The sequence below is a fragment of the Nocardioides sp. HB32 genome, assembly GCF_054058995.1.
The window spans coordinates 189,301-209,181 of the sequence record NZ_JBSSBS010000001.1 but is presented as its reverse complement, the minus strand read 5'-3'; the positions used below and the strand labels follow the sequence as shown (position 1 = coordinate 209,181).

Annotated in this window: 20 protein-coding genes; 15 read left to right on the top strand and 5 right to left on the bottom strand. The window is 73.0% G+C overall.

Annotation, left to right across the window (positions count from 1 at the left end; genetic code table 11):
* Window positions 1–130 precede the first annotated feature (130 nt).
* From ACVW2K_RS01040 to hemB, 5 genes are read left to right on the top strand one after another with little or no spacing between them, the layout of a single operon-like run.
* A complete protein-coding gene (locus ACVW2K_RS01040; RefSeq protein WP_457201210.1) occupies window positions 131–814 on the top strand; it encodes a redox-sensing transcriptional repressor Rex in 684 nt (227 codons plus the stop codon).
* Window positions 811–2,103: a glutamyl-tRNA reductase gene (locus ACVW2K_RS01035; protein WP_457201209.1), complete on the top strand. Its 1,293-nt coding sequence runs from the start codon at window positions 811–813 to the stop codon at window positions 2,101–2,103. Before ACVW2K_RS01040 ends, ACVW2K_RS01035 begins: the two co-directional genes overlap by 4 nt.
* Window positions 2,100–3,053: a hydroxymethylbilane synthase gene (hemC, locus tag ACVW2K_RS01030; protein ID WP_457201208.1), complete on the top strand. Its 954-nt coding sequence runs from the start codon at window positions 2,100–2,102 to the stop codon at window positions 3,051–3,053. Before ACVW2K_RS01035 ends, hemC begins: the two co-directional genes overlap by 4 nt.
* Complete coding sequence (locus tag ACVW2K_RS01025; protein ID WP_457201207.1) at window positions 3,050–4,684, top strand: uroporphyrinogen-III synthase; 1,635 nt, start codon at window positions 3,050–3,052, stop codon at window positions 4,682–4,684. The genes hemC and ACVW2K_RS01025 overlap by 4 nt, the downstream gene beginning before the upstream one ends.
* Complete coding sequence (gene hemB, locus ACVW2K_RS01020) at window positions 4,681–5,664, top strand: porphobilinogen synthase (RefSeq protein ID WP_457201206.1); 984 nt, start codon at window positions 4,681–4,683, stop codon at window positions 5,662–5,664. Before ACVW2K_RS01025 ends, hemB begins: the two co-directional genes overlap by 4 nt.
* Window positions 5,665–6,054: 390 nt before the next feature.
* Here the strand turns inward: hemB and ACVW2K_RS01015 are convergent, their stop codons facing one another.
* Window positions 6,055–7,236, bottom strand: a complete 1,182-nt coding sequence (locus tag ACVW2K_RS01015; protein WP_457201205.1) for a lytic transglycosylase domain-containing protein — start codon at window positions 7,234–7,236, stop codon at window positions 6,055–6,057.
* Between the two features lie 254 nt (window positions 7,237–7,490).
* Between ACVW2K_RS01015 and hemL the strand changes: the two genes are divergently transcribed.
* The 6 genes from hemL to ccsB are packed head-to-tail and all read left to right on the top strand — an operon-like array spanning window position 7,491 to window position 13,475.
* Window positions 7,491–8,831, top strand: coding sequence for a glutamate-1-semialdehyde 2,1-aminomutase (gene hemL / locus ACVW2K_RS01010; protein WP_457201204.1), 1,341 nt, complete (start codon window positions 7,491–7,493; stop codon window positions 8,829–8,831).
* Window positions 8,828–9,508, top strand: coding sequence for a histidine phosphatase family protein (locus tag ACVW2K_RS01005; protein ID WP_457201203.1), 681 nt, complete (start codon window positions 8,828–8,830; stop codon window positions 9,506–9,508). The genes hemL and ACVW2K_RS01005 overlap by 4 nt, the downstream gene beginning before the upstream one ends.
* 2 nt (window positions 9,509–9,510) lie before the next feature.
* Window positions 9,511–10,098 carry a TlpA family protein disulfide reductase gene (locus tag ACVW2K_RS01000; RefSeq protein ID WP_036571397.1) on the top strand — a complete coding sequence of 196 codons (588 nt, stop codon included), beginning with the start codon at window positions 9,511–9,513 and terminating at the stop codon, window positions 10,096–10,098.
* The gene (locus tag ACVW2K_RS00995) at window positions 10,091–10,852 is read left to right on the top strand and encodes a cytochrome c biogenesis CcdA family protein (RefSeq protein ID WP_028638824.1); all 762 of its coding nucleotides are present in this window, start codon (window positions 10,091–10,093) and stop codon (window positions 10,850–10,852) included. The genes ACVW2K_RS01000 and ACVW2K_RS00995 overlap by 8 nt, the downstream gene beginning before the upstream one ends.
* Window positions 10,849–12,450, top strand: a complete 1,602-nt coding sequence (gene resB, locus ACVW2K_RS00990) for a cytochrome c biogenesis protein ResB (protein ID WP_457201202.1) — start codon at window positions 10,849–10,851, stop codon at window positions 12,448–12,450. Before ACVW2K_RS00995 ends, resB begins: the two co-directional genes overlap by 4 nt.
* Window positions 12,447–13,475: a c-type cytochrome biogenesis protein CcsB gene (gene ccsB / locus ACVW2K_RS00985; RefSeq protein ID WP_457201201.1), complete on the top strand. Its 1,029-nt coding sequence runs from the start codon at window positions 12,447–12,449 to the stop codon at window positions 13,473–13,475. Before resB ends, ccsB begins: the two co-directional genes overlap by 4 nt.
* Here the strand turns inward: ccsB and ACVW2K_RS00980 are convergent.
* Window positions 13,472–13,678 (bottom strand): hypothetical protein, encoded by a 207-nt coding sequence (locus tag ACVW2K_RS00980; protein WP_155992290.1) that lies wholly within the window; start codon window positions 13,676–13,678, stop codon window positions 13,472–13,474. The two genes, ccsB and ACVW2K_RS00980, sit on opposite strands and share 4 nt — an antisense overlap.
* A 43-nt stretch (window positions 13,679–13,721) precedes the next feature.
* On the opposite strand from ACVW2K_RS00980, the gene ACVW2K_RS00975 reads away from it, so the two are divergent.
* Window positions 13,722–14,015: a DUF4229 domain-containing protein gene (locus ACVW2K_RS00975; protein ID WP_028638827.1), complete on the top strand. Its 294-nt coding sequence runs from the start codon at window positions 13,722–13,724 to the stop codon at window positions 14,013–14,015.
* Here the strand turns inward: ACVW2K_RS00975 and ACVW2K_RS00970 are convergent.
* The 3 genes from ACVW2K_RS00970 to ACVW2K_RS00960 all read right to left on the bottom strand — a co-directional run bounded on the left by ACVW2K_RS00970 (window position 14,012) and on the right by ACVW2K_RS00960 (window position 16,337).
* Window positions 14,012–14,143: a hypothetical protein gene (locus ACVW2K_RS00970; RefSeq protein ID WP_457201200.1), complete on the bottom strand. Its 132-nt coding sequence runs from the start codon at window positions 14,141–14,143 to the stop codon at window positions 14,012–14,014. The genes ACVW2K_RS00975 and ACVW2K_RS00970 overlap by 4 nt on opposite strands.
* Window positions 14,144–14,206: 63 nt before the next feature.
* Entirely contained in the window at window positions 14,207–15,082 is an 876-nt protein-coding gene (locus ACVW2K_RS00965) for a 1,4-dihydroxy-2-naphthoate polyprenyltransferase (protein ID WP_457201199.1), read from the bottom strand.
* Between the two features lie 10 nt (window positions 15,083–15,092).
* Window positions 15,093–16,337: an MFS transporter gene (locus tag ACVW2K_RS00960; protein WP_457201198.1), complete on the bottom strand. Its 1,245-nt coding sequence runs from the start codon at window positions 16,335–16,337 to the stop codon at window positions 15,093–15,095.
* Window positions 16,338–16,373: 36 nt separating this feature from the next.
* Here ACVW2K_RS00960 and ACVW2K_RS00955 point away from each other — a divergent pair, with 36 nt between their 5' ends.
* From ACVW2K_RS00955 to menD, 3 genes are read left to right on the top strand one after another with little or no spacing between them, the layout of a single operon-like run.
* Complete coding sequence (locus tag ACVW2K_RS00955; protein ID WP_457201197.1) at window positions 16,374–17,354, top strand: AMP-binding protein; 981 nt, start codon at window positions 16,374–16,376, stop codon at window positions 17,352–17,354.
* Complete coding sequence (locus ACVW2K_RS00950) at window positions 17,351–18,292, top strand: o-succinylbenzoate synthase (RefSeq protein ID WP_028638831.1); 942 nt, start codon at window positions 17,351–17,353, stop codon at window positions 18,290–18,292. The genes ACVW2K_RS00955 and ACVW2K_RS00950 overlap by 4 nt, the downstream gene beginning before the upstream one ends.
* On the top strand, window positions 18,289–19,860 hold the full coding sequence (menD, locus tag ACVW2K_RS00945) for a 2-succinyl-5-enolpyruvyl-6-hydroxy-3-cyclohexene-1-carboxylate synthase (RefSeq protein ID WP_457201196.1): 1,572 nt from the start codon (window positions 18,289–18,291) through the stop codon (window positions 19,858–19,860). Before ACVW2K_RS00950 ends, menD begins: the two co-directional genes overlap by 4 nt.
* The last annotated feature ends 21 nt before the right edge of the window (window positions 19,861–19,881 follow it).

The following is a 19,881-nucleotide window of genomic DNA, read 5'->3' as shown; positions in this document are numbered from 1 at the left end:
CGCCCGCAGGGTGCCGTCCCGGTTTGTTCTCCCGTTCACAAACTCCTACAGTGAAGGCGCCGCCGGGTGCGCAGCGGGCCTCGAAATGAGCGTCGTTCGCCATGCCCGACGACGGCCCAGTCACCTGGTGATGGAAAGAGCTGCAGTGACCGCACGGACCTCCCCCGAGAGTGCCCGGGACATCCCCGAGGCGACGGTCGCGCGACTGCCCGTCTACCTCCGGGCCCTCACCACGCTCTCCGAGCAGGGCACCGGCACCTGCTCGAGCGAGGAGCTCGCGGGCGCGGCCGGGGTGAACAGCGCGAAGCTGCGCAAGGACCTCTCCTACCTCGGCAGCTACGGCACGCGCGGGGTCGGGTACGACGTCGACTACCTGCGCTACCAGATCGCCCGTGAGATCGGGGTCACCCAGGACTGGCCGGTCGTCATCGTCGGCATCGGCAACCTCGGCCAGGCGCTCGCGAACTACTCCGGCTTCCGCAGCCGCGGCTTCCGCGTGGTCGCGCTGCTCGACGCCGACCCTGCCCGCCGCGACGAGGTCGTCGCCGGGATCGAGGTTCGCCCCTTCGACGACCTGGAGGGGATCGTCCGCGAGCACTCCGTCGCGATCGGCGTGATCGCCACGCCGGCGCTGTCGGCGCAGGACGTCGCCGACCGGATGGTCGCCTGCGGCATCACCAGCATCCTGAACTTCGCGCCGTTCCCGCTGAACGTGCCCGACCAGGTCGACGTGCGCAAGGTCGACCTCTCGATCGAGCTGCAGATCCTGGCCTACCACGAGCAGCGCAAGACCGGTCAGGGGGCGCCCGCGTGAGCGTTCTCGTGGTGGGGATGTCCCACAAGTCCGCGCCCGTCTCGCTGCTGGAGCGGGTCGCGCTCGACGGTGACGGCGTGCACAAGCTCATCGACGACGTCGCCGCCTGCGAGCACGTCACCGAGGCGACCGTCATCGCGACCTGCAACCGGCTCGAGATCTACGCCGAGGTGGACCGCTTCCACGGCTCCGTCGAGGAGGTGTCGCGGCTGCTCGTCGAGCGCGCCGGCGAGTCCACCGAGGCGATGCTGCCGTACCTCTACGTGCACTACGACGACGGCGCGGTCTCGCACCTGTTCCAGGTCGTCGCCGGCCTCGAGTCGATGGCCGTCGGCGAAGGGCAGATCCTCGGCCAGACCCGCGACGCGCTGAGCTCGGGCCAGGAGATCGGCACCGTCGGCCCGGCCCTGAACCTGCTGTTCCAGCAGGCGCTCCGGGTCGGCAAGCGGGCCCGCGCCGAGACCGACATCGACCGCGCCGCACCCTCGCTGGTGAGCGCCGCCCTGGACCGCACCCACGCCGCCGTCGGTGGCCTCTCCGGCAAGCGGGTGCTGGTGCTCGGTGCCGGTGCGATGGCGGGACTCGCGACCGCCACCGTCGCCCGCCGCGGCGCGGGCAGCGTCACCGTCGCCAACCGCACCACCGGCAACGCCGACCGGCTCGCGGCCGAGTACGGCGCCCGCGCGGCCGCCCTCGCCGACCTCGAGGCCGAGCTCGCGCTCGCCGACGTCCTGGTCTCCTGCACCGGCTCGACCGGACTCGTCGTCAGCCGCGAGGTCGTCGCCGCGGCGACCGCCGATGGCCGCGAGCTCGCGATCATCGACCTGGCGCTCCCGCACGACGTCGACCCGACGGTCGCCGAGCTGCCCGGCGTCACGCTGATCAACCTGGCCGAGCTCGCGGAGGAGCTGCGCGACTCCGACGCCGGCCGCGAGGTCCTCGAGGTGCGCCGGATCGTCGCCCAGGAGGTCTCCGCGTTCCTCGGCGCCCGCCGCCAGGCGAGCGTCACGCCGACCGTCGTCGCGCTCCGCTCGATGGCGACCTCGGTCGTCGACGCCGAGATGGAGCGGCTCGCCGGCCGGCTCCCCGACCTCGACGACGCCACCCGCGCGGAGGTGCTGCACACCGTGCGCCGGGTCGCCGACAAGCTGCTCCACCAGCCGACGGTCCGGGTCAAGGAGCTCGCGAACGAGACCGGCGCCGTGTCGTACGCCGCCGCCCTGGCCGAGCTGTTCGCGCTCGACCCCGAGGCCGTGGACGCCGTGACCCGGGCGGAGGGTCTCTCATGACCCGGACGATCCGGATCGGCACCCGGGCCTCGGCCCTCGCGACGACCCAGTCCCGGCTGGTCGCCGACCAGCTGTCGCAGCGTCTCGGCCGCGAGGTCGAGCTCGTCGACATCAGCACCGAGGGCGACCGGACCCAGGCCGCCGGCACCCCGCTCGCGGGCACGGCGTCGACGGGCGTGTTCGTCTCCGCGCTGCGCGACGCCCTCCTGGACGGCCGCGTGGATGTCGCCGTGCACTCGCTCAAGGACCTGCCGACCTATGCCGCCGAGGGGATCGCCCTGGTCGCCGTACCCGCCCGTGAGGACCCGCGCGACGTCGTCGCGGCCCGCGACGGGCTGACGCTCGGCGAGCTGCCGGTCGGCAGCAGGGTCGGCACCGGCTCCCCGCGCCGGGTCGCGCAGCTGCACGCCCTCGGCCTCGGTTTGGACGTGGTCGGCGTTCGTGGGAACGTCGACACCCGGATCGGCAAGGTCCGCTCCGGTGAGTACGACGCCGTCGTGCTCGCGCGAGCGGGTCTGGCCCGGCTCGGCCGCCTCGACGAGGCGACCGAGGTGCTCGACCCGTTGCAGATGCTGCCCGCTCCCGGGCAGGGGGCGCTGGCGGTCGAGTGCCGGGCGGACGACGAGCTGGGTGACCAGATCGCCGCCGTCCTCGACGATCCGCACGCCCGGGCGGCGGTCACGGCCGAGCGCGCGGTCCTCGCCACCCTCGAGGGCGGGTGCTCCGCGCCGATCGGGGCCCTGGCGGAGGTCGTCGAGGGCGACGACGGCGAAGAGCTCTGGGTGCGGGCGGTTGCGCTCTCACCCGACGGGGCGCTCTCGGTGCGGATGTCCGCGACGGGGAAGCCCAACGACGCACACGGCGTCGGAACCCGGTTGGCGGACGAGATGCTCGCCGACGGGGCAGCAGGACTGACATCACCCGCAGCAGACAAGAGGCAGGACGCATGACGCGAGGCAAGACCACCACCACCGGCACGGGGTCCACCCGCGGCTGGGTGTCGTTCGTCGGCAGCGGTCCGGGCGACCCGGGCCTGCTGACGGTGCGCGCCGTGGACCTGTTGCAGCAGGCCGACGTCGTGATCACCGAGGTGCCCGAGCACACCGAGCTGGTCCGGGTCCTGCGGGGCGCGACCGAGGACGGGCCGGAGCTCGTCGACGGCGGCTTCGGGGAGGACGGGCAGCCGCTCACCCACGCCGCTCGGGCGAAGGTCGTCGTGCGGCAGGCGAAGCGCGGGCTGCGCGTCGTCCGCCTGATGTCCGGCGACCCGTTCCTGTACGCGTCCGGCCCCGAGGAGGCGCAGGCCTGCGTGAAGGCGGGCATCGCGTTCGAGGTCGTCCCCGGCGTCTCGTCGGTCACCGCGGTCCCGGCGTACGCCGGCGTCCCGCTGACCACGAAGGACCACCGCGAGGTCGCCGTCGTGACGTGCGGTGACAAGGTCGACTGGGCGCAGTACGCCGACAAGCGCACGCTCGTGCTGCTCTCGGCGGTCGGCCAGATCGGCGACATCGCCAGGGCGCTGGTCGCCGCGGGCCGCTCACCGCAGACGCCCGTGGCCATGACCCGCGTCGGCACCACCACCGAGCAGTCGACGGTCACCTCCACCCTGGAGCGGATCGCCGCGGACGCCCGGAACGCCCGGATGTCCCCGCCGGCGGTCACCGTCGTCGGTGACGTGGTCGACCTGCGCGAGTCCCTGTCCTGGTTCGAGACCAAGCCGCTGTTCGGCTGGCGTGTCCTGGTGCCCCGCACCAAGGAGCAGGCCGGTTCGGTCTCGCAGCGGCTCCGCGGCTACGGCGCCGTGCCCGACGAGGTGCCGACCATCTCGGTCGAGCCGCCGCGCAACCCGCAGCAGATGGACAAGGCCGTGCGCGGCCTGGTCGAGGGCCGCTACGAGTGGATCGCGTTCACCTCGGTCAACGCGGTCCGCGCGGTCCGCGAGAAGTTCGAGGAGTACGGCCTCGACGCGCGCGCCTTCTCGGGCCTGAAGATCGCCGCGGTCGGCGACAAGACCGCGCAGGCGATCGCCGCATGGGGCCTGCGCGCCGACCTGGTGCCGTCCGGTGAGCAGTCCGCGGCCGGCCTCCTCGAGGACTGGCCCGAGTACGACGAGCTGCTCGACCCGATCAACCGGGTCTTCCTGCCGCGCGCCGACATCGCCACCGAGAACCTCGTCGCCGGCCTCATCGACCTCGGCTGGGAGTGCGACGACGTGACGGCGTACCGGACGGTCCGGGCCGCACCGCCGCCGGCGCCGACCCGCGACGCGATCAAGACCGGGAAGTTCGACGCGGTCGTGTTCACCTCGTCCTCCACGGTGCGCAACCTGGTCGGCATCGCCGGCAAGCCGCACCCGTCGACGGTGATCGCCGTGATCGGGCCCGCGACCGCGAAGACCGCCGAGGAGCACGGCCTGCGGGTCGACGTGCTGGCCGCCAGGCCGGACGTCGACGAGCTGGTCGACGCGCTCGCCGACTTCGGTGCCGCCCGCCGGATCGCGATGGTCGAGGCCGGCCAGCCGGTCACCCGCCCGTCCGACCGCAAGCCGTCGGCGCGCCGGAAGGCCAGCACCTCCCGATGAGCCACCTCGGTCCCGTCGTCCGGCCGCGGCGCCTGCGGACCACCGCGGCGCTGCGCCGGATGGTGGCCGAGACCTCCCTCGAGGCGCGGCAGCTGATCCTGCCCGTCTTCGTGCGCGAGGACATCTCCGAGCCGCAGCCGATCTCGTCGATGCCGGGCGTCGTGCAGCACACCCGCTCGTCCCTGCTCGCAGCGGTGTCGGAGGCGGCGTCGCTGGGGCTCGGCGGTGTGATGCTGTTCGGCATCCCGGCCTCGAAGGACGCGACCGGGTCGGGTGCGCTCGACCCGGCCGGGATCCTCAACGTCGCGATCGCCGACGTCGTCGCCGAGGTCGGCGACGCGATCACGGTGATGAGCGACCTGTGTCTCGACGAGTTCACCGACCACGGCCACTGCGGCGTCCTCACCCCCGACGGCCGGGTCGACAACGACCGCACCCTGGAGCTGTACGCCGAGATGGCGCTCGCCCATGCAGCCGCCGGCGTCGACATGGTCGGGCCGAGCGGGATGATGGACGGCCAGGTCGGCGCGATCCGCGAGGCCCTCGACGGTGCCGGGCACACGGACATCTCGATCCTGGCGTACTCCGCGAAGTACGCCTCCGCCTTCTTCGGCCCGTTCCGCGAGGCGGTCGGGTCCTCGCTCGAGGGCGACCGGCGGACCTACCAGCAGGACTCCGCGAACGCCGTGGAAGGCGTCCGGGAGGCGCTCCTCGACGTCGACGAGGGTGCGGACATCGTCATGGTGAAGCCCGCCCTCGCCTACCTCGACGTGATCCGCCGGGTGCGCGACGCGGTCGACGTCCCGGTCGCGGCGTACAACGTCTCCGGCGAGTACGCCATGCTCGAGGCGGCCGCGGCGAACGGGTGGATCGACCGCGAGCCGGCCATCCTCGAGACGCTGCTCTCGATCCGGCGGGCCGGCGCGGACGTCGTGCTCACCTACTGGGCCGCCGAGGCCGCCCGGTTGCTCGCGCGCTGACGCTCGTTGGTTCGTCGCGGCGGAGTGGGTTAGGCCGCGCTGCGGGCTTGTTTCGTTGGTCGAGTAGCCGTCGCGGGGAACGAGCGGCGGCGTATCGAGACCTCTCTTGCGGCATCAGCGGGTCTCGATACGCTCGCTGGCGCTCGCTACTCGACCACCGAGGGGTTGGCAGGGCCTCGTTGGCGCTCGCTACTCGACCACCGAGCGGTTGGCCGGGCCTCGTTGGCGCTCGCTACTCGACCACCGAGCGGTTGGCCGGGCCTCGTTGGCGCTCGCTACTCGACCACCGAGCGGTTGGCCGGGCCTCGTTGGCGCTCGCTACTCGACCACCGAGCGGTTGGCAGGGCCTCGTTGGCGCTCGCTACTCGACCACCGGTTTCGCCGGGGCGGTCAGTTGTGCGTGTAGTCGTACACGCACTGGTCGAACGGGTCGTCGTCGCGCAGGATGTTGTCGACGAACCCGTCGAGCGTGCACTGGACGACGGCCTGGGCGTGGGTGAGCAGGTCGTCCACCGGCGGGATCGAGGTCGAGGGCAGCGGCGGGACGCTCGGGGTGGGCACCTGGACGCCACCGCCACCGGTGCCGCCCGTGCCGCCGCCGGTGCCCGGTGCGGCGGGCGTGGTCGGCTGCTCGCTCGGCTGCTCGGCCGGGGTGCTGCTCGGGCCGGACCCGCCGTTCTGCTGGCCGTGCGCGTGGCTGGTGTGGTGGTGCTTCTTCGGGCCGTGCGCGGCCGGCTGGTGCTCGGCCGGGACCAGGTAGCCCGCGGAGGTGGTGCCGTTGGGGACCGACGTGAACTCGCCCTGCAGGTAGGCGTTAGTGATCGAGAGGACCAGGTCGACGTACGACGTCGAGTGGTTGTAGCGGTAGACCGCGGAGTGCTGCCCGGCCGCGCTCGACAGGTCGTCGTCGCCGGAGCACAGGTAGACCGCCGTGGCGAGCGCCGCGTCGTCGATGTCCTGCGGGTTGCGCTGGCCGTCGCCGTCGGCGTCCACGCCGACCACGGACCAGGTCGAGGGGATGAACTGCATCGGTCCGATCGCGCGGTCGAACTTCGCGTCGTCGTCGTACTGCCCGGCGTCGGTGTCGGCGATCCGGGTGGTGCCGTCGGTGCCGTCGAGCGCGGGGCCGTAGATGCCCGGCTGGGCGACGCCGTCCGCGTCGAGGCTGTTGCCGTTGGTCCGGCCGTGGTCGGACTCGACCCGGCCGATCGCCGCGATCAGCTGCCAGGAGAGGTGGCAGCTCTTGTCCGCGGAGTTGATGACGGTCTCGGCGCGCTGGTACGCCGCCAGCGCTGCGGCCGGGATGCCCGAGGTCGATGCCGTCGCGACGACGGTGCCGGGGTCGCCGTGCACGCCGGGTGCCACGCCGCCGGAGGTGGAGACGCTCGCGGGTGCCTTGATCGCCTGGGTCGGGACGGTCGAGCCGTCCGGCAGGCGGAGCTCGGGCTGGGTGTCGGCGCTCGCGGTGCTCGCACCCACACCGGCGATGCTCGCCGTCCAGGCGGCTGACAGCACGGCCAGCGGCACCAGGGCCATGGCCTTCTGGCCGCGACCGAATCGCGCATTCGACATCGTTGCTCTCCCTGTTCCCACGACGAACGCATGTCCCTCGGCACGCGCTGCCCGATCCAACGAACGTGTTACCCACCGGTTACGGTTCGGTGCGCGTCGATGTCTCGGGCCCTCGTTCACGGGACGACCATTCCCGCAGGTCATGACGGTGAAACTCGTTCTCCTCCGGTCTGGACGTGGTCCCGGCCACGTTCGACGAGCGCGGGCGGCACCCTCGGGTCGGGCCGGTTGGGCCGCTCGGGGACAATGACCCGGTGACCGCTCCGTCGTCCGCAGGGCCCGCCCGCTCCGCCGCGCTGTTCGAGCGCGCCCGCGCGGTCACGCCCGGAGGGGTGAACTCACCGGTCCGCGCCTTCAACGCGGTCGGCGGCACACCCCGGTTCATCCGCTCCGCTCAGGGCGCCTGGCTGACCGACGTGGACGGCAACGAGTACGTCGACCTGATCTGCTCGTGGGGTCCGATGCTGCTGGGCCACGCGCACCCGGAGGTGCAGTCCGCGGTGCTGGAGGCGGTCCGGCGCGGGACGTCGTACGGCACGCCCACGGAGCCCGAGGTCGAGCTCGCCGAGGAGATCGTGTCCCGAGCGCCCGTCGAGCGGGTCCGGTTCGTGTCCAGCGGCACCGAGGCGACCATGTCGGCGATCCGTCTCGCGCGCGGCTTCACCGGCCGCGACGTGGTCGTGAAGTTCGCCGGCTGCTACCACGGGCACGTGGACTCGCTGCTCGCCGCCGCCGGCTCCGGGGTCGCCACCTTCGCGCTCCCCGGGACGCCCGGTGTCCCGGAGTCCTCCACCGCGCTGACGCTGGTGCTGCCCTACAACGACCGGTCGGCGGTCGAGAAGGCCTTCGCCGAGCACGGCGACCGGATCGCGTGCCTGATCACCGAGGCCGCGCCCGGCAACATGGGCGTGGTCCCTCCCGAGCCCGGCTTCAATCAGTTCCTGGCGGAGACCTGCCGCGCGCACGGCGCGCTGTTCGTCAGTGACGAGGTGATGACCGGGTTCCGCGCCTCGCGCCTGGGCCAGTGGGGTCTGGACGGCGCCGTCGAGGGCTGGCGGCCCGACCTGGTGACCTTCGGCAAGGTGATGGGCGGCGGCTTCCCGGCCGCGGCGTTCGGCGGCCGCGCCGACGTGATGTCGCGGCTGGCGCCTGACGGCCCCGTCTACCAGGCCGGCACCCTGTCCGGGAACCCGATCGCCACCACCGCCGGCCTCGCCACGCTGCGCCTCGCGACCGACGAGGTGTACGCCCACATCGGCTCCGTCGCCGACACCGTGAAGACGGCGGCGTCGGACGAGCTGACCAGGGCCGGGGTCCCGCACGTCGTCCAGGCCACCGGCACCATGTTCTCGGTGTTCCTGGCCGACGGCGCCGTCCGCGACTTCGACGACGCGTCGCGGACCGACCAGGCGGCGTACGCCGCGTTCTTCCACGCGATGCTCGACCGCGGTGTCTACCTGCCGCCGTCGGCGTACGAGGCGTGGTTCCTGTCCTCCGCGCACGACGACCGCGCCGTGCAGACCGTCCTCGATGCCCTGCCCCACGCCGCGCGCGCCGCGGCCGAAGCCCAGGAGACCCCGGGAGCCCAGCAGTGAGCCAGACGCCCGACACCATCGTCCACCTGCTGCGCCACGGCGAGGTGCACAACCCCGACGGCGTCCTCTACGGCCGTCGCGACGGCTTCCACCTCTCCGACCTCGGCCGCCAGATGGCTGAGAAGGTCGCGGACTCGATCAAGGACCGGGACATCACCCACCTGCGGGTCTCGCCGCTCGAGCGGGCCCAGGAGACCGCACAGCCGTTGGCGACCGCCCGCGGGCTGGACATGGTCACCGACGACCGGGTCATCGAGTCGACCAACATCTTCGAGGGCAAGCGGTTCGCCGGTGGCGAGAACGCGCTGCGCGACCCGCGCACCTGGCGACACCTCTGGAACCCGGTCAAGCCGTCCTGGGGTGAGCCGTACAAGCAGGTGGTGAAGCGGATGATGGCCGCGGTGCACGACGCCCGCGAGGCCGCCGCCGGTCACGAGGCCGTGATCGTGTCGCACCAGCTGCCGATCTGGATCACGCGGTTGCACGTGGAGCACCGGTCGTTCCTCCACGACCCGCGCAAGCGCCAGTGCACCCTCTGCTCGCTGACCTCGTTCCACTTCGTCGGGGACCGGCTGACCCAGGTCAGCTACTCCGAGCCCGCCGGCGACCTGATCCCGGTGAAGGATAAGAAGGCGCCGTTCTCGGCCGGCAACGCGCCCGAGGAGAAGAGGCCCTGATCTTGCGCTCCCTCCCGGCAGCCGTCCTCGGCTGCCTGCTCCTCGCCGTCGGGGCCACCGGGTGCTCGTCGCTCTCCGGCTCCGGGGACAAGGGCTTCTACACCGGGCCCGGCGACGTGAACGTCGTCGAGGCCGGGAGCCGTGGCGACCCCGTCGACCTCCAGGGCGAGGATCTCGACGGCAAGCCGATCGACCTCGCCGACTACCGCGGTGAGCCCGTCGTCGTCGTGGTGTGGGGCTCGTGGTGCGGGCCGTGCCGCGGTGAGGCGCCGGACGTGGTGGCCGCCGCGAACCAGGTGGGCGACCGGGCGCAGTTCGTCGGCATCAACCTGCGCGACGCCTCCACCTCCACCGGTCAGGCGTTCGTGCGGCGCTTCGACGTGCCGTACCCGTCGGTGTTCTCGCCCGACGGCAAGGCGATGCTGCAGTTCCGCGGCACGCTGAGCCCGAACTCCATCCCGTCGTTCGTCGTCCTCGACGACGAGGGCCGGGTCGCCGCCAGCATCCTCGGGGCGCTGCCGTCGACGCGGACCCTGGTCGACCTCGTGGACGACACCGCGAGCGAGTCCACGGACGCCGTCGATGGGTGAGTGGTTCCACGACCAGGCCGCCTCCGGGTCGCTCGTCCTCGCCGTCCCGGTCGCGCTGGTCGCCGGCCTGGTCTCGTTCTTCTCCCCGTGCGTGATCCCGCTGCTGCCCGGCTACCTCTCGTACGCCACCGGGCTGTCCGGCGCCGACCTGGCGAACGGCGTGGCCGGCTCGCGGCGTGGCCGGATGTTCCTGGGGTCCCTGCTGTTCGTGCTCGGCTTCACGGTCGTCTTCGTGATCCTCGGTACGGCGTCCGGCGCGCTCGGCGCCTGGCTGGTGACCTGGAGCCGCCAGCTCGCCGTCACCCTGGGCATCCTGATGATCGTGCTCGGCCTGGCCTTCGGCGGCTGGCTGCCGTTCCTGAACCGCGAGTGGCGCGTGCACACCGTCCCGGCGGTCGGGCTCGCGGCCGCGCCCGTCCTGGGCTTCCTGTTCGGGCTCGGCTGGACGCCGTGCATCGGACCGACCCTGGCCGCGATCAGCACCCTCGCGATCAGCGAGGGCACCGCCGCGCGCGGCGCGTTCCTCTCGGCGGTCTATGCGCTCGGGCTCGGCCTGCCGTTCATCGCTGCCGGCCTGGCCTACGAGAAGGCGCTCTCCGCGATCGGCTGGGTCCGCCGGCACCAGGTGTGGGTGATGCGGGCCGGCGGGCTGATGCTGGTCGCGGTCGGCATCCTGCTGATCACGGGCTGGTGGGCCGAGGCGGTGAGCTGGGTGCAGGTCAGGCTCGTGCAGGACTCGGGGACGGTCGTATGAGCGCCCCGCCGCAGACGTCGCTGAGCACCCGTCCGCCGGAGGACGACCGCCGCCCCGGCGAGCTGGGCGTGCGCGAGCTGCTGCGTTGGACCTGGCGACAGGTCACGTCGATGCGGACGGCGCTGATCCTGCTGCTGCTGCTGGCGCTCGCCGCGATCCCGGGCTCGATCATCCCGCAGGAGGGCGTCGACTCCCTCAAGACCTCGAACTGGCAGTCGGCCCACCCGCAGCTGACGCCGGTCTACGAGCGGCTCGGGCTGTTCTCCGTCTACGACTCGCCCTGGTTCTCGGCGATCTACATCCTGCTGATGCTCTCGCTGGTCGGCTGCATCGTGCCGCGCACGTTCCACTACTGGCGCGGGCTGCGGGCGAAGCCGCCGGCGGCACCGCGCAACCTGACGCGGCTGCCGGAGCACGCGACGTACGTGACCTCCGAGCCGCCGGACGAGCTCCTCGAGCGGGCCCGGCGCGCGCTGAGGAAGCGCCGGTACCGCCTGACCCTCGACGGCGACGCGGTCTCCGCCGAGCGTGGCTACCTCCGGGAGGCCGGGAACCTGGTCTTCCACCTGTCCGTGCTGGTGGTGCTGGTCGGCTTCGCGCTCGGCAGCCTGTTCGGCTACAAGGGTGGCGTGATCCTGCTGGTCGGAGACCAGTACGGCTTCTCCAACAACCTCACCCAGTACGACGACTTCGACCCCGGCAGCCTCTTCCGCGCCGAGGACATGGAGCCGTTCTCGTTCAAGATCGACGACTTCGACGTCGACTGGCTGACGACCGGCCCGCGGGCGGGCATGGCCCGCGGCTTCAAGTCGCACCTGACCTACCAGGAGTCACCCGACGCGCCGGAGAAGACCTACGACCTCCAGGTGAACCACCCGCTGAGCATCGGGAACACCGAGGTGTTCCTCATCGGGCACGGGTACGCGCCGGTCATCACCATCACCGACGCCGACGGTCACCGCTCCGGGGGCCCCGCGGTCTTCCTGCCCGTGAACGAGAGCTTCCAGTCGATCGGCGTGGTGAAGGCTCCGGACGCCGAGCCCACCCAGATCGGGCTGGAGGGCGAGTTCTACCCGACCGTGGCGTTCTCCAAGCAGACCGGCAGCTACTTCTCGCTGCTCGGCAAGCCGCTGGACCCGATGATCTCGATGCTCGTCTACACCGGCGACCTGGGCATGGACACGGGGCAGCCGCAGTCGGTGTACGCGCTCGACAAGTCGCACACCACGATGCTGACCAAGAAGAACGGCGCGCCGTACCGCGTCGACCTGCGGCCGGGCCAGTCCGTCAAGCTGCCGAACGGCCTCGGCACCGTCTCCTTCCAGGGGCTGAAGGAGTGGAACAAGATCCAGATCAGCCAGACGCCCGGCAAGTGGATCGCCCTGAGCGGCGTCGTGCTGGCCCTGCTCGGGCTGCTCGGCTCGCTGTTCATCCGGCCGCGAAGGGTCTGGGTTCGCGCCCGGCGCGAGGGTGACGGCACACTGGTCGAGGTGGCCGCGCTCGACCGGTCCGGCGGCGGCGACATGGCCGCGGTCGTGGACGAGGTCGTGGCTGTGCTCCAGGACCATCGAGAGGGCAACCGAGAGGACGAGTCGTGACCGACGCCGCATGGGAGAGTCTCAGCAACCAGGCCGTGGCGGCCTGCGGGCTGGTGTACTTCCTGGCCCTGCTCGCGCACCTCGTGGAGTGGGCCTCGTTGCGCAACGTGCCGGTGACCGCGGCCGCGGCGAACGCCTCGTCCGGCGGGGTCGCCGTGGCGACCGGCCCCGGTGAGTCGGTCGCGGACGAGTCGGCCGCCCGGCGTACCGCACTCTTCGGGCGGCTCGGATTCCTGCTCACCTGCCTCGCGGTCGCGATCCACTTCGTCGGCCTGGTGGCGCGCGGCATGGCCGCGGACCCGAACCGGGTGCCCTGGGGCAACATGTACGAGTTCACGCTGACCGGCACCTTCGTGGTCGCGTTCCTGTACGTCGCGCTCCGCGGCCGCCTCAAGCTCGCCTGGATGGCGCCGATCGTGCTGGCGTTCGTGCTGACCGTGCTGATGGTGGCGGTGACCTGGCTCTACGCGCCGGTCGCGCCGCTGACCGAGGCGCTGTCGTCGTACTGGCTGGTCATCCACGTCGTGTCGGCGATCATCGCCACCGGTGCGTTCACCCTCGGCGGCATCACCTCGGCGCTGTACCTGGTGAAGGCGCGCGGGCTCAGCAGACAGGGGCAGCGGACGACCGGCTACGTCGCCCGGCTCCCGAAGCCCGAGGTCCTCGACCGGGTGTCCTACCGGCTGCACGCCTTCGGGTTCCCGGTGTGGACGTTCGCCGTGCTGATCACCGGCCCGATCTGGGCGCACCAGGCCTGGTCGTCGTACTGGAACTGGGACCCGAAGGAGGTGTGGGCCTTCATCACCTGGGTCGTCTACGCGGCGTACCTGCACGCCCGCACCACTGCGGGCTGGAAGGGCCGCAACGCCGCGATCCTGGCGCTCGTGGGCGTGGCCACGCTGTGGTTCAACTTCATCGGGATCAACTACTTCTCGACCACGTCGCAGCACTCGTACGCCGGCGGCGCGCCTGCGCTGGTGACGGCTGAGCGTCCGACGGTGCCGTCCGGCGGGAACGGCGGCTAGGCCTCGGGATCCTCGGGGTGCCGGCGCTTCCGGTCCAGGTCGCGCAGGAAGTCCGGGTCGTCGTCCGGACCGACCACGCGGGGCGGCCGCTGCGTCGGTCGCGGGCGGCGCGGGGTCGGCAGGTCGCCGCGGCGCTGGATCGCCCGCGTCGCCAGGTAGACGGCGACCGCGATCAGGATCACGACCAGCAGGAACTTCAGCACACCCCCAGAGTAGGCACCCCGTGGTCACGCCTACCCTGAATCCGTGAAGGAGTTCTGGATCTACACCGCCCTGCGCCTGGTGCTGTTCGCCGCGTCCTTCGGGATCGTCGTCGGACTGTGGTTCGTGTTCACCGACTCGGTGCCGATCCTGTGGGCCCTCGTGATCGCGCTCGTCGTCAGCGGCGTGGGCTCCTACGTCGTGCTCAACCGGCAGCGCGAGGCGCTGGCGCGGCGGGTGCAGGTCCGCGCGGAGGCGATGACCGCGAAGATCGAGGAGATGAAGGCCAAGGAGGACGCCGAGGACGACACCTCGGCCCCGCCCTCGGCCTCGTCCTAGTCCTTGCGCCGGTCGAGCTGGCGGCGTACCCGCGCCTGGTCCTGCCCGAGCACCTTCGCGAGCAGCGGGACGCGGAACCGGTAGGCGAGCACGCCCACCACCACGACCAGCAGGATGATCCACAGCATGCGGTGAGCCTACGTCGCCGCTGGCTGGTGGCCGGTCGGGCGCCGCCTCCGCTTTACATGGGGTCAGCGGCCGACGACCAGGCCGACGGCGACGAGGACCGCCCAGACGAGCTCGGCGAGGCCGGTGGACTGGAGGACGGGGATCAGGCCGGGCCCGACGGCTCCGGAGACGACGGTGCGGGCGGCGGGCGCGGCCAGCACCAGGAAGCCGATGCCGATCAGCACCCACCACGACGTGGCCAGGGCGACCAGCAGGACCGCGAGCGCGGCGACCGCGACCAGCGCGACGTACAGCAGCCGGGTCCGCCGGTCCCCCAGCAGTACGGCGAGGGTGCGCTTGCCGGCGAGCGTGTCGGTGGGGATGTCGCGCAGGTTGTTCGCGACCAGGATCGCGCAGGCGAGCGACCCGACGCCGATCGCGGCCCCCAGCGCCGCCCACTCCCACGTCTCGGTCTGGACGTACGTCGTGCCGATCACGGCGACCAGCCCGAAGAAGACGAACACCATCACCTCGCCCAGCCCGAGGTAGCCGTACGGGCGCGAGCCGCCGGTGTAGAACCAGGCGGCGAGCGCCGAGACCAGGCCGACGAGCACCAGCCACCAGGCCGTCGTCGCGGCCAGCGCGAGCCCGGCCACGCCGGCGACGCCGAACGCCAGGAAGGCCGCGCGCTTCACCGCGCCCGCGGACGCCGCACCGGACCCGACCAGCCGCATCGGGCCGACCCGGTCGGCGTCGGTGCCGCGGATGCCGTCGGAGTAGTCGTTCGCGTAGTTGACCGCGACCTGGAGCGCCAGCGCGACCACGAGCGCGAGCAGCGCCTTCCACCAGATGAAGGAGTCCTCGTACGCCGCGACGCCGGTGCCGGCGACCACGGGCGAGACGGCGGCCGGGAGGGTGCGCGGCCGGGCGCCGGCCAGCCACTGTGCGGGAGTTGCCACGAGGGGAGATTCAAGCAGTCACGGGTCGTCGGGCGCGCGCCAGGTACCGCTCGGCCGCCCGCGAGGTGGGTCCCATGGCGATGACGGCGAGCACGACGATCCCGGCGATGGTCACCCAGCCGGCCGCGCCCCAGGACAGCGCGAGGAAGGTGTACGCCGCGGGTGCCCAGACGTTGCCGAGCGTGTCGCCGAGCTGGGCGACGCCCTGGTACTCCCCGCGCCGGTCCGGGTCGGACAGCTCGGCGAGGAAGCCCCACCGGCCTGCGGACTGGAACAGCTCCGCGCCGGTGACGGTGACGTGGCCGAGCCAGACCAGCAGGATCGTGGTCCACCCGAGGGTGTCGTGGGTGACCAGGACGATGCAGCACGACAGCACGAAGAACGCCGCGCTGATCCGGGCCGCGCGCAGCGACGTGCGCACCGAGTTCACGCCGCGGGCGGCCGGGACCTGGAGCAGCACCGCCATCACCGTGTTGGTGCCGAAGAGCCATGCCAGCAGCACCCGCGGGGCGTCGGTCTCCTGCACGAGCCACAGCGGGATCACGATGTTGAGGAGCACCTGGTTGGTGCTCAGCACCCCGTCGAAGACGTTCAGCAGCAGGAAGCCGCGGTTCCGCAGGGCGCTCCCGCCGAGCGCCTTCTCGGCCGGCAGCTCGTCGACCTTGTCGTGGGTCGCGTCCGGGAGCCGGGTGATGAAGAGCGCGTTCACGAACAGGATCGCCGACGTCAGCCACGGCACGACGCGGACGACGTCGTTGTTGTCGAACGCCAGCGCGATGCCGCCGATCGCCGCCCCGACGGTGAACCCGATGTTGAGCGCCGCCCGCATGAACGCCATCGACCGGACCCGCTCCTCGCGGGGGAACACGTCGATCGTGTACGCGCCCCGGCCGGACCAGCCGGCGTTCGCCACGAGCTGGAGCACCACCACCATCGCGACGTACGCCGGGAAGCTTTCGATGAACGGCCACACCAGGTAGAGCGCGGCGCTCAGGAACGCGCCCGCCGCCCACTGCCGCTTGGGGCCGACCCGGTCCGCGAGCCTGCCGAGGGGGACGGCGAACGAGAACGCGAACACGCCCGCGACCGTCAGGCCGACACCGACCTGGGCGGCGGTCAGGCCGACCACCTGGGTGAAGAACACCGCCGAGCCGGTCATGAACGCGCCCTCGCCGGTCGCGAACATCACCGACTGCAGCGACAACCGTCGCGCCAGCGGGGTCGGCGGCAGGAACCGGTCGAGGCGGGAGGGCACGGAGGGATCCCATCACGCGCCACTAGGGTCGGTCGCGTGAATTCCGTGGTCCGCGAGCTCGACGCCTGGCTGGCCGCCGACGACCCCGACCCGTGGGTCGTCGAGACCTCGGGCTCGACCGGGACGCCGAAGCGGGTCCTGCTGTCCAGGCCCGCGGTCCTCGCGTCCGTGCGCGCCTCGGCGCGCCGGGTCGGCGGCTCGGGCCGCTGGCTGCTCGCGCTGCCGCCGACGTACGTCGCCGGGCTCCAGGTCGTGTGCCGCTCCCTGGTCGCCGGTCACGAGCCGGTGGTGCTCGAGGACGACTTCGGGGCCGCGACCGAGGCCCTCGGCGAGGTGGACCGCTTCGTCTCGCTGGTGCCGACGCAGCTGCACCGGCTGCTCGACACCGACGCGGACGCGCTGCGGACGTTCCACACCGTGCTGCTCGGCGGCGGCCCGATCGACGCCGCGCTTCGGCGCCGCGCGGCCGACGCCGGCGTGCGGATCGTCGGGACCTACGGCTCGGCGGAGACCGCCGGCGGCTGCGTCTACGACGGGCTGCCCCTCGACGGCGTCGGCGTCGCGATCGGGGACGACGGCCGGGTGCGGATCGGGGGGCCGGTGCTCTTCGACGGGTACGACGCCGACCCGGCGCGCACCGCCGAGGTACTCGTGGACGGCTGGTTCCTCACGTCCGACGCCGGTCGGCTCGACGAGGACGGCCGGCTCCAGGTGCTCGGGCGCCTCGACGACATGGTCGTGAGCGGCGGGGTGAACGTGCCCGCGGCCGCGGTCGCGGCCCGGCTGCGCGAGCACCCGGACGTCCGGGCGGCCGAGGTGCTCGGCGTACCCGACGAGGAGTGGGGCAACCGGGTCGTCGCGTTCGTCGTCGGCGAGCTGAGCGCAGCGGCGGCGCGCGCCTGGGTGGCGGAGACGCACCCGCGCTCCTGGGCGCCGCGGCAGCTGGTCCGGCTCGACGCGATCCCGCTGCTCGACAACGGCAAGTCCGACCGGCTACGGCTCCGGGGCCTCGCGTGAACGTCTTCAGCCTTCCGATGCGGACCCGCTTCCGCGGCATCACCGTGCGTGAGGGCGTGCTGCTCCGGGGCGCCGCCGGCTGGGGCGAGTGGAGCCCGTTCCTGGAGTACGACGCGGTCGTCGCCGAGCCGTGGCTGCGCTGCGCCGAGGAGGCGGCCGCGGGCGACTGGCCGGCGCCCGTGCGGTCCCGCGTGCCCGTCAACGTCACCGTGCCCGCGGTCGGGGCCGAGCACGCGCGCCGGATCGTCGCCGACGGGGGCTGCCGCACCGCCAAGGTCAAAGTCGCCGAGCCGGGCCAGTCGCTGGCCGACGACCAGGCGCGGCTGGAGGCGGTGCGTGACGCCCTCGGCCCCGACGGGCGGGTGCGGATCGACGCCAACGGCGGCTGGGACGTGGACACCGCGGTCGCGGCGATCCGGCTACTGGACCGCGCGGCCGGTGGTCTGGAGTACGTCGAGCAGCCCTGCGCGAGCGTCGAGGAGCTCGCCGCCGTACGACGCGCGGTCGACGTGCCGGTCGCGGCCGACGAGTCGATCCGCCGGGCCGCCGATCCCTACCGCGTCCGCGAGCTCGACGCGGCGGACGTCGCCGTGCTCAAGGTGCAGCCGCTGGGCGGCGTGCGCGCGTGCCTGCGGATCGCCGAGGACATCGGGCTGCCGGTCGTCGTGTCGTCGGCACTGGAGACCAGCGTCGGGATCGCCGCCGGCGTGGCGCTGGCGGCGGCCCTGCCCGAGCTGCCCTACGCGTGCGGGCTCGCGACCGTGCAGCTGCTCGAGCGCGACGTCGTCACGGACCCGCTGCTGCCGGTCGACGGTGAGCTGCCCGTGCGGGTGCCGATCGTCGACGAGGCGCGGCCGGCGGCGGCGCCCGACCGGGTCGCGCACTGGGAGGCCCGGCTCGCCGAGGTCCGCGCGGTGCGGCAGGATCGACGCCCGTGACCTCCACCGAGCTCGCACGGTCCGTGATCGCCCGTCTCGTCGAGGCGGGCGTGACCGAGATCGTGGTCGCGCCCGGGTCGCGGAACGCGCCGCTCTCGTTCGCGGCCTACGACGCTGCCGCCGCCGGGCTGGTGCGGCTGCACACCCGGATCGACGAGCGCACGGCGGGGTTCCTCGGCCTCGGGCTGTCTCGCAACCACCGTCGCGCGGCGGTGGTCTGCACCTCCGGCACCGGTGTCGCGAACCTGCACCCCGCCGTCCTCGAGGCCGCCCATTCGGGCGTGGACGTGGTCGTCGTGACGGCGGACCGGCCGGCCCGGCTTCGCGGCACCAGCGCCAACCAGACGACCGACCAGGTCGGCATCTTCGGCCCGCTCGTGGCGACCCAGGACGCGACCGGCGACTACGACCTGCTCGTCGCGGGCCCCGTGCACCTGAACGTGCCGCTCGAGGAGCCGCTGGTGCCGGCGGACCGGTGGGTGCCCGAGGTGACGCCGGGCCCGCCCGTGCAGCGCGCCCGTCCGATGATCCACCTGACGATCCCGACCGGCCCGCGCACGGTGGTCGTGGCCGGCGACGACGCCGGCCCGCCCGCGCGGGGCCTCGCCGAGAGCGCCGGCTGGCCGCTGCTCGCCGAGCCCTCGAGCGGATCACGCACCGGCGACAACGCGATCCGCACCTACCGGCTGCTGCTCGGCTCGGACCTCGGCGACCGGATCGAGCGGGTGGTGGTCTGCGGCCACCCGACGCTGTCTCGCCCGGTCAGCCGGCTGCTCGCGCGCCCGGAGGTCCGGGTGGTCGACACCCCGGCGTACGGCGTATGGACCGATCGACCGTTCCCGGTCGACGAGCGACTGGTCGTGGTGCCAGCGGTCGCCGAGCCGGACGACCCCTCCTGGCTCGCGGAGTGGCGCGCGGCGGACCGCGACGTGGCCCGGCAGCTCGACGCGTTGCTCGCCGCCGAGCCCGAGCTGATGCCGCACGAGGTCGCCGGCGCGGTCGCCCGGCACCTGCCCGAGGGCGGCCTGCTCGTCGTCGGGGCGTCGAGTCCGATCCGCGACCTCGACCTGATGGTGCCCCGCTACGACGTCGGCCGGCGGCGCAAGGTGCTCGCCAACCGCGGCCTGTCCGGCATCGACGGCACCGTGTCGACGGCCATCGGCGCCGCGCTCGCGCGGCCCTCGAGCACCCGCGCGCTGGCGCTGATGGGCGACGTGACCTTCCTGCACGACGCCAACGGCCTGGTGATCGGGCCCGGCGAGCCGGTCCCCGACCTGACGATCGTGGTCGTCAACGACGACGGCGGCTCGATCTTCACGATGCTGGAGCAGGGGGCGGGGGAGTACGCCGAGCAGTACGAGCGGCTCTTCGGCACCCCGCACGGCGTCGACCTCGCGAGCCTCTGTGCCGCGACCCGCACCCCGCACCTGCGGGTCACCAGCCTGCCGGAGCTCGAGCAGGCGCTCGCCAGCCCGAACGGCGGGATCGAGGTGGTCGAGGTCGCCGTACGACGCGACAACCGCCGCGAGCTCGACGCGCGGATCCGGGCCCTGCGTCCACAGTCCTGATCCCGCGGGCGCCAGCGGGGC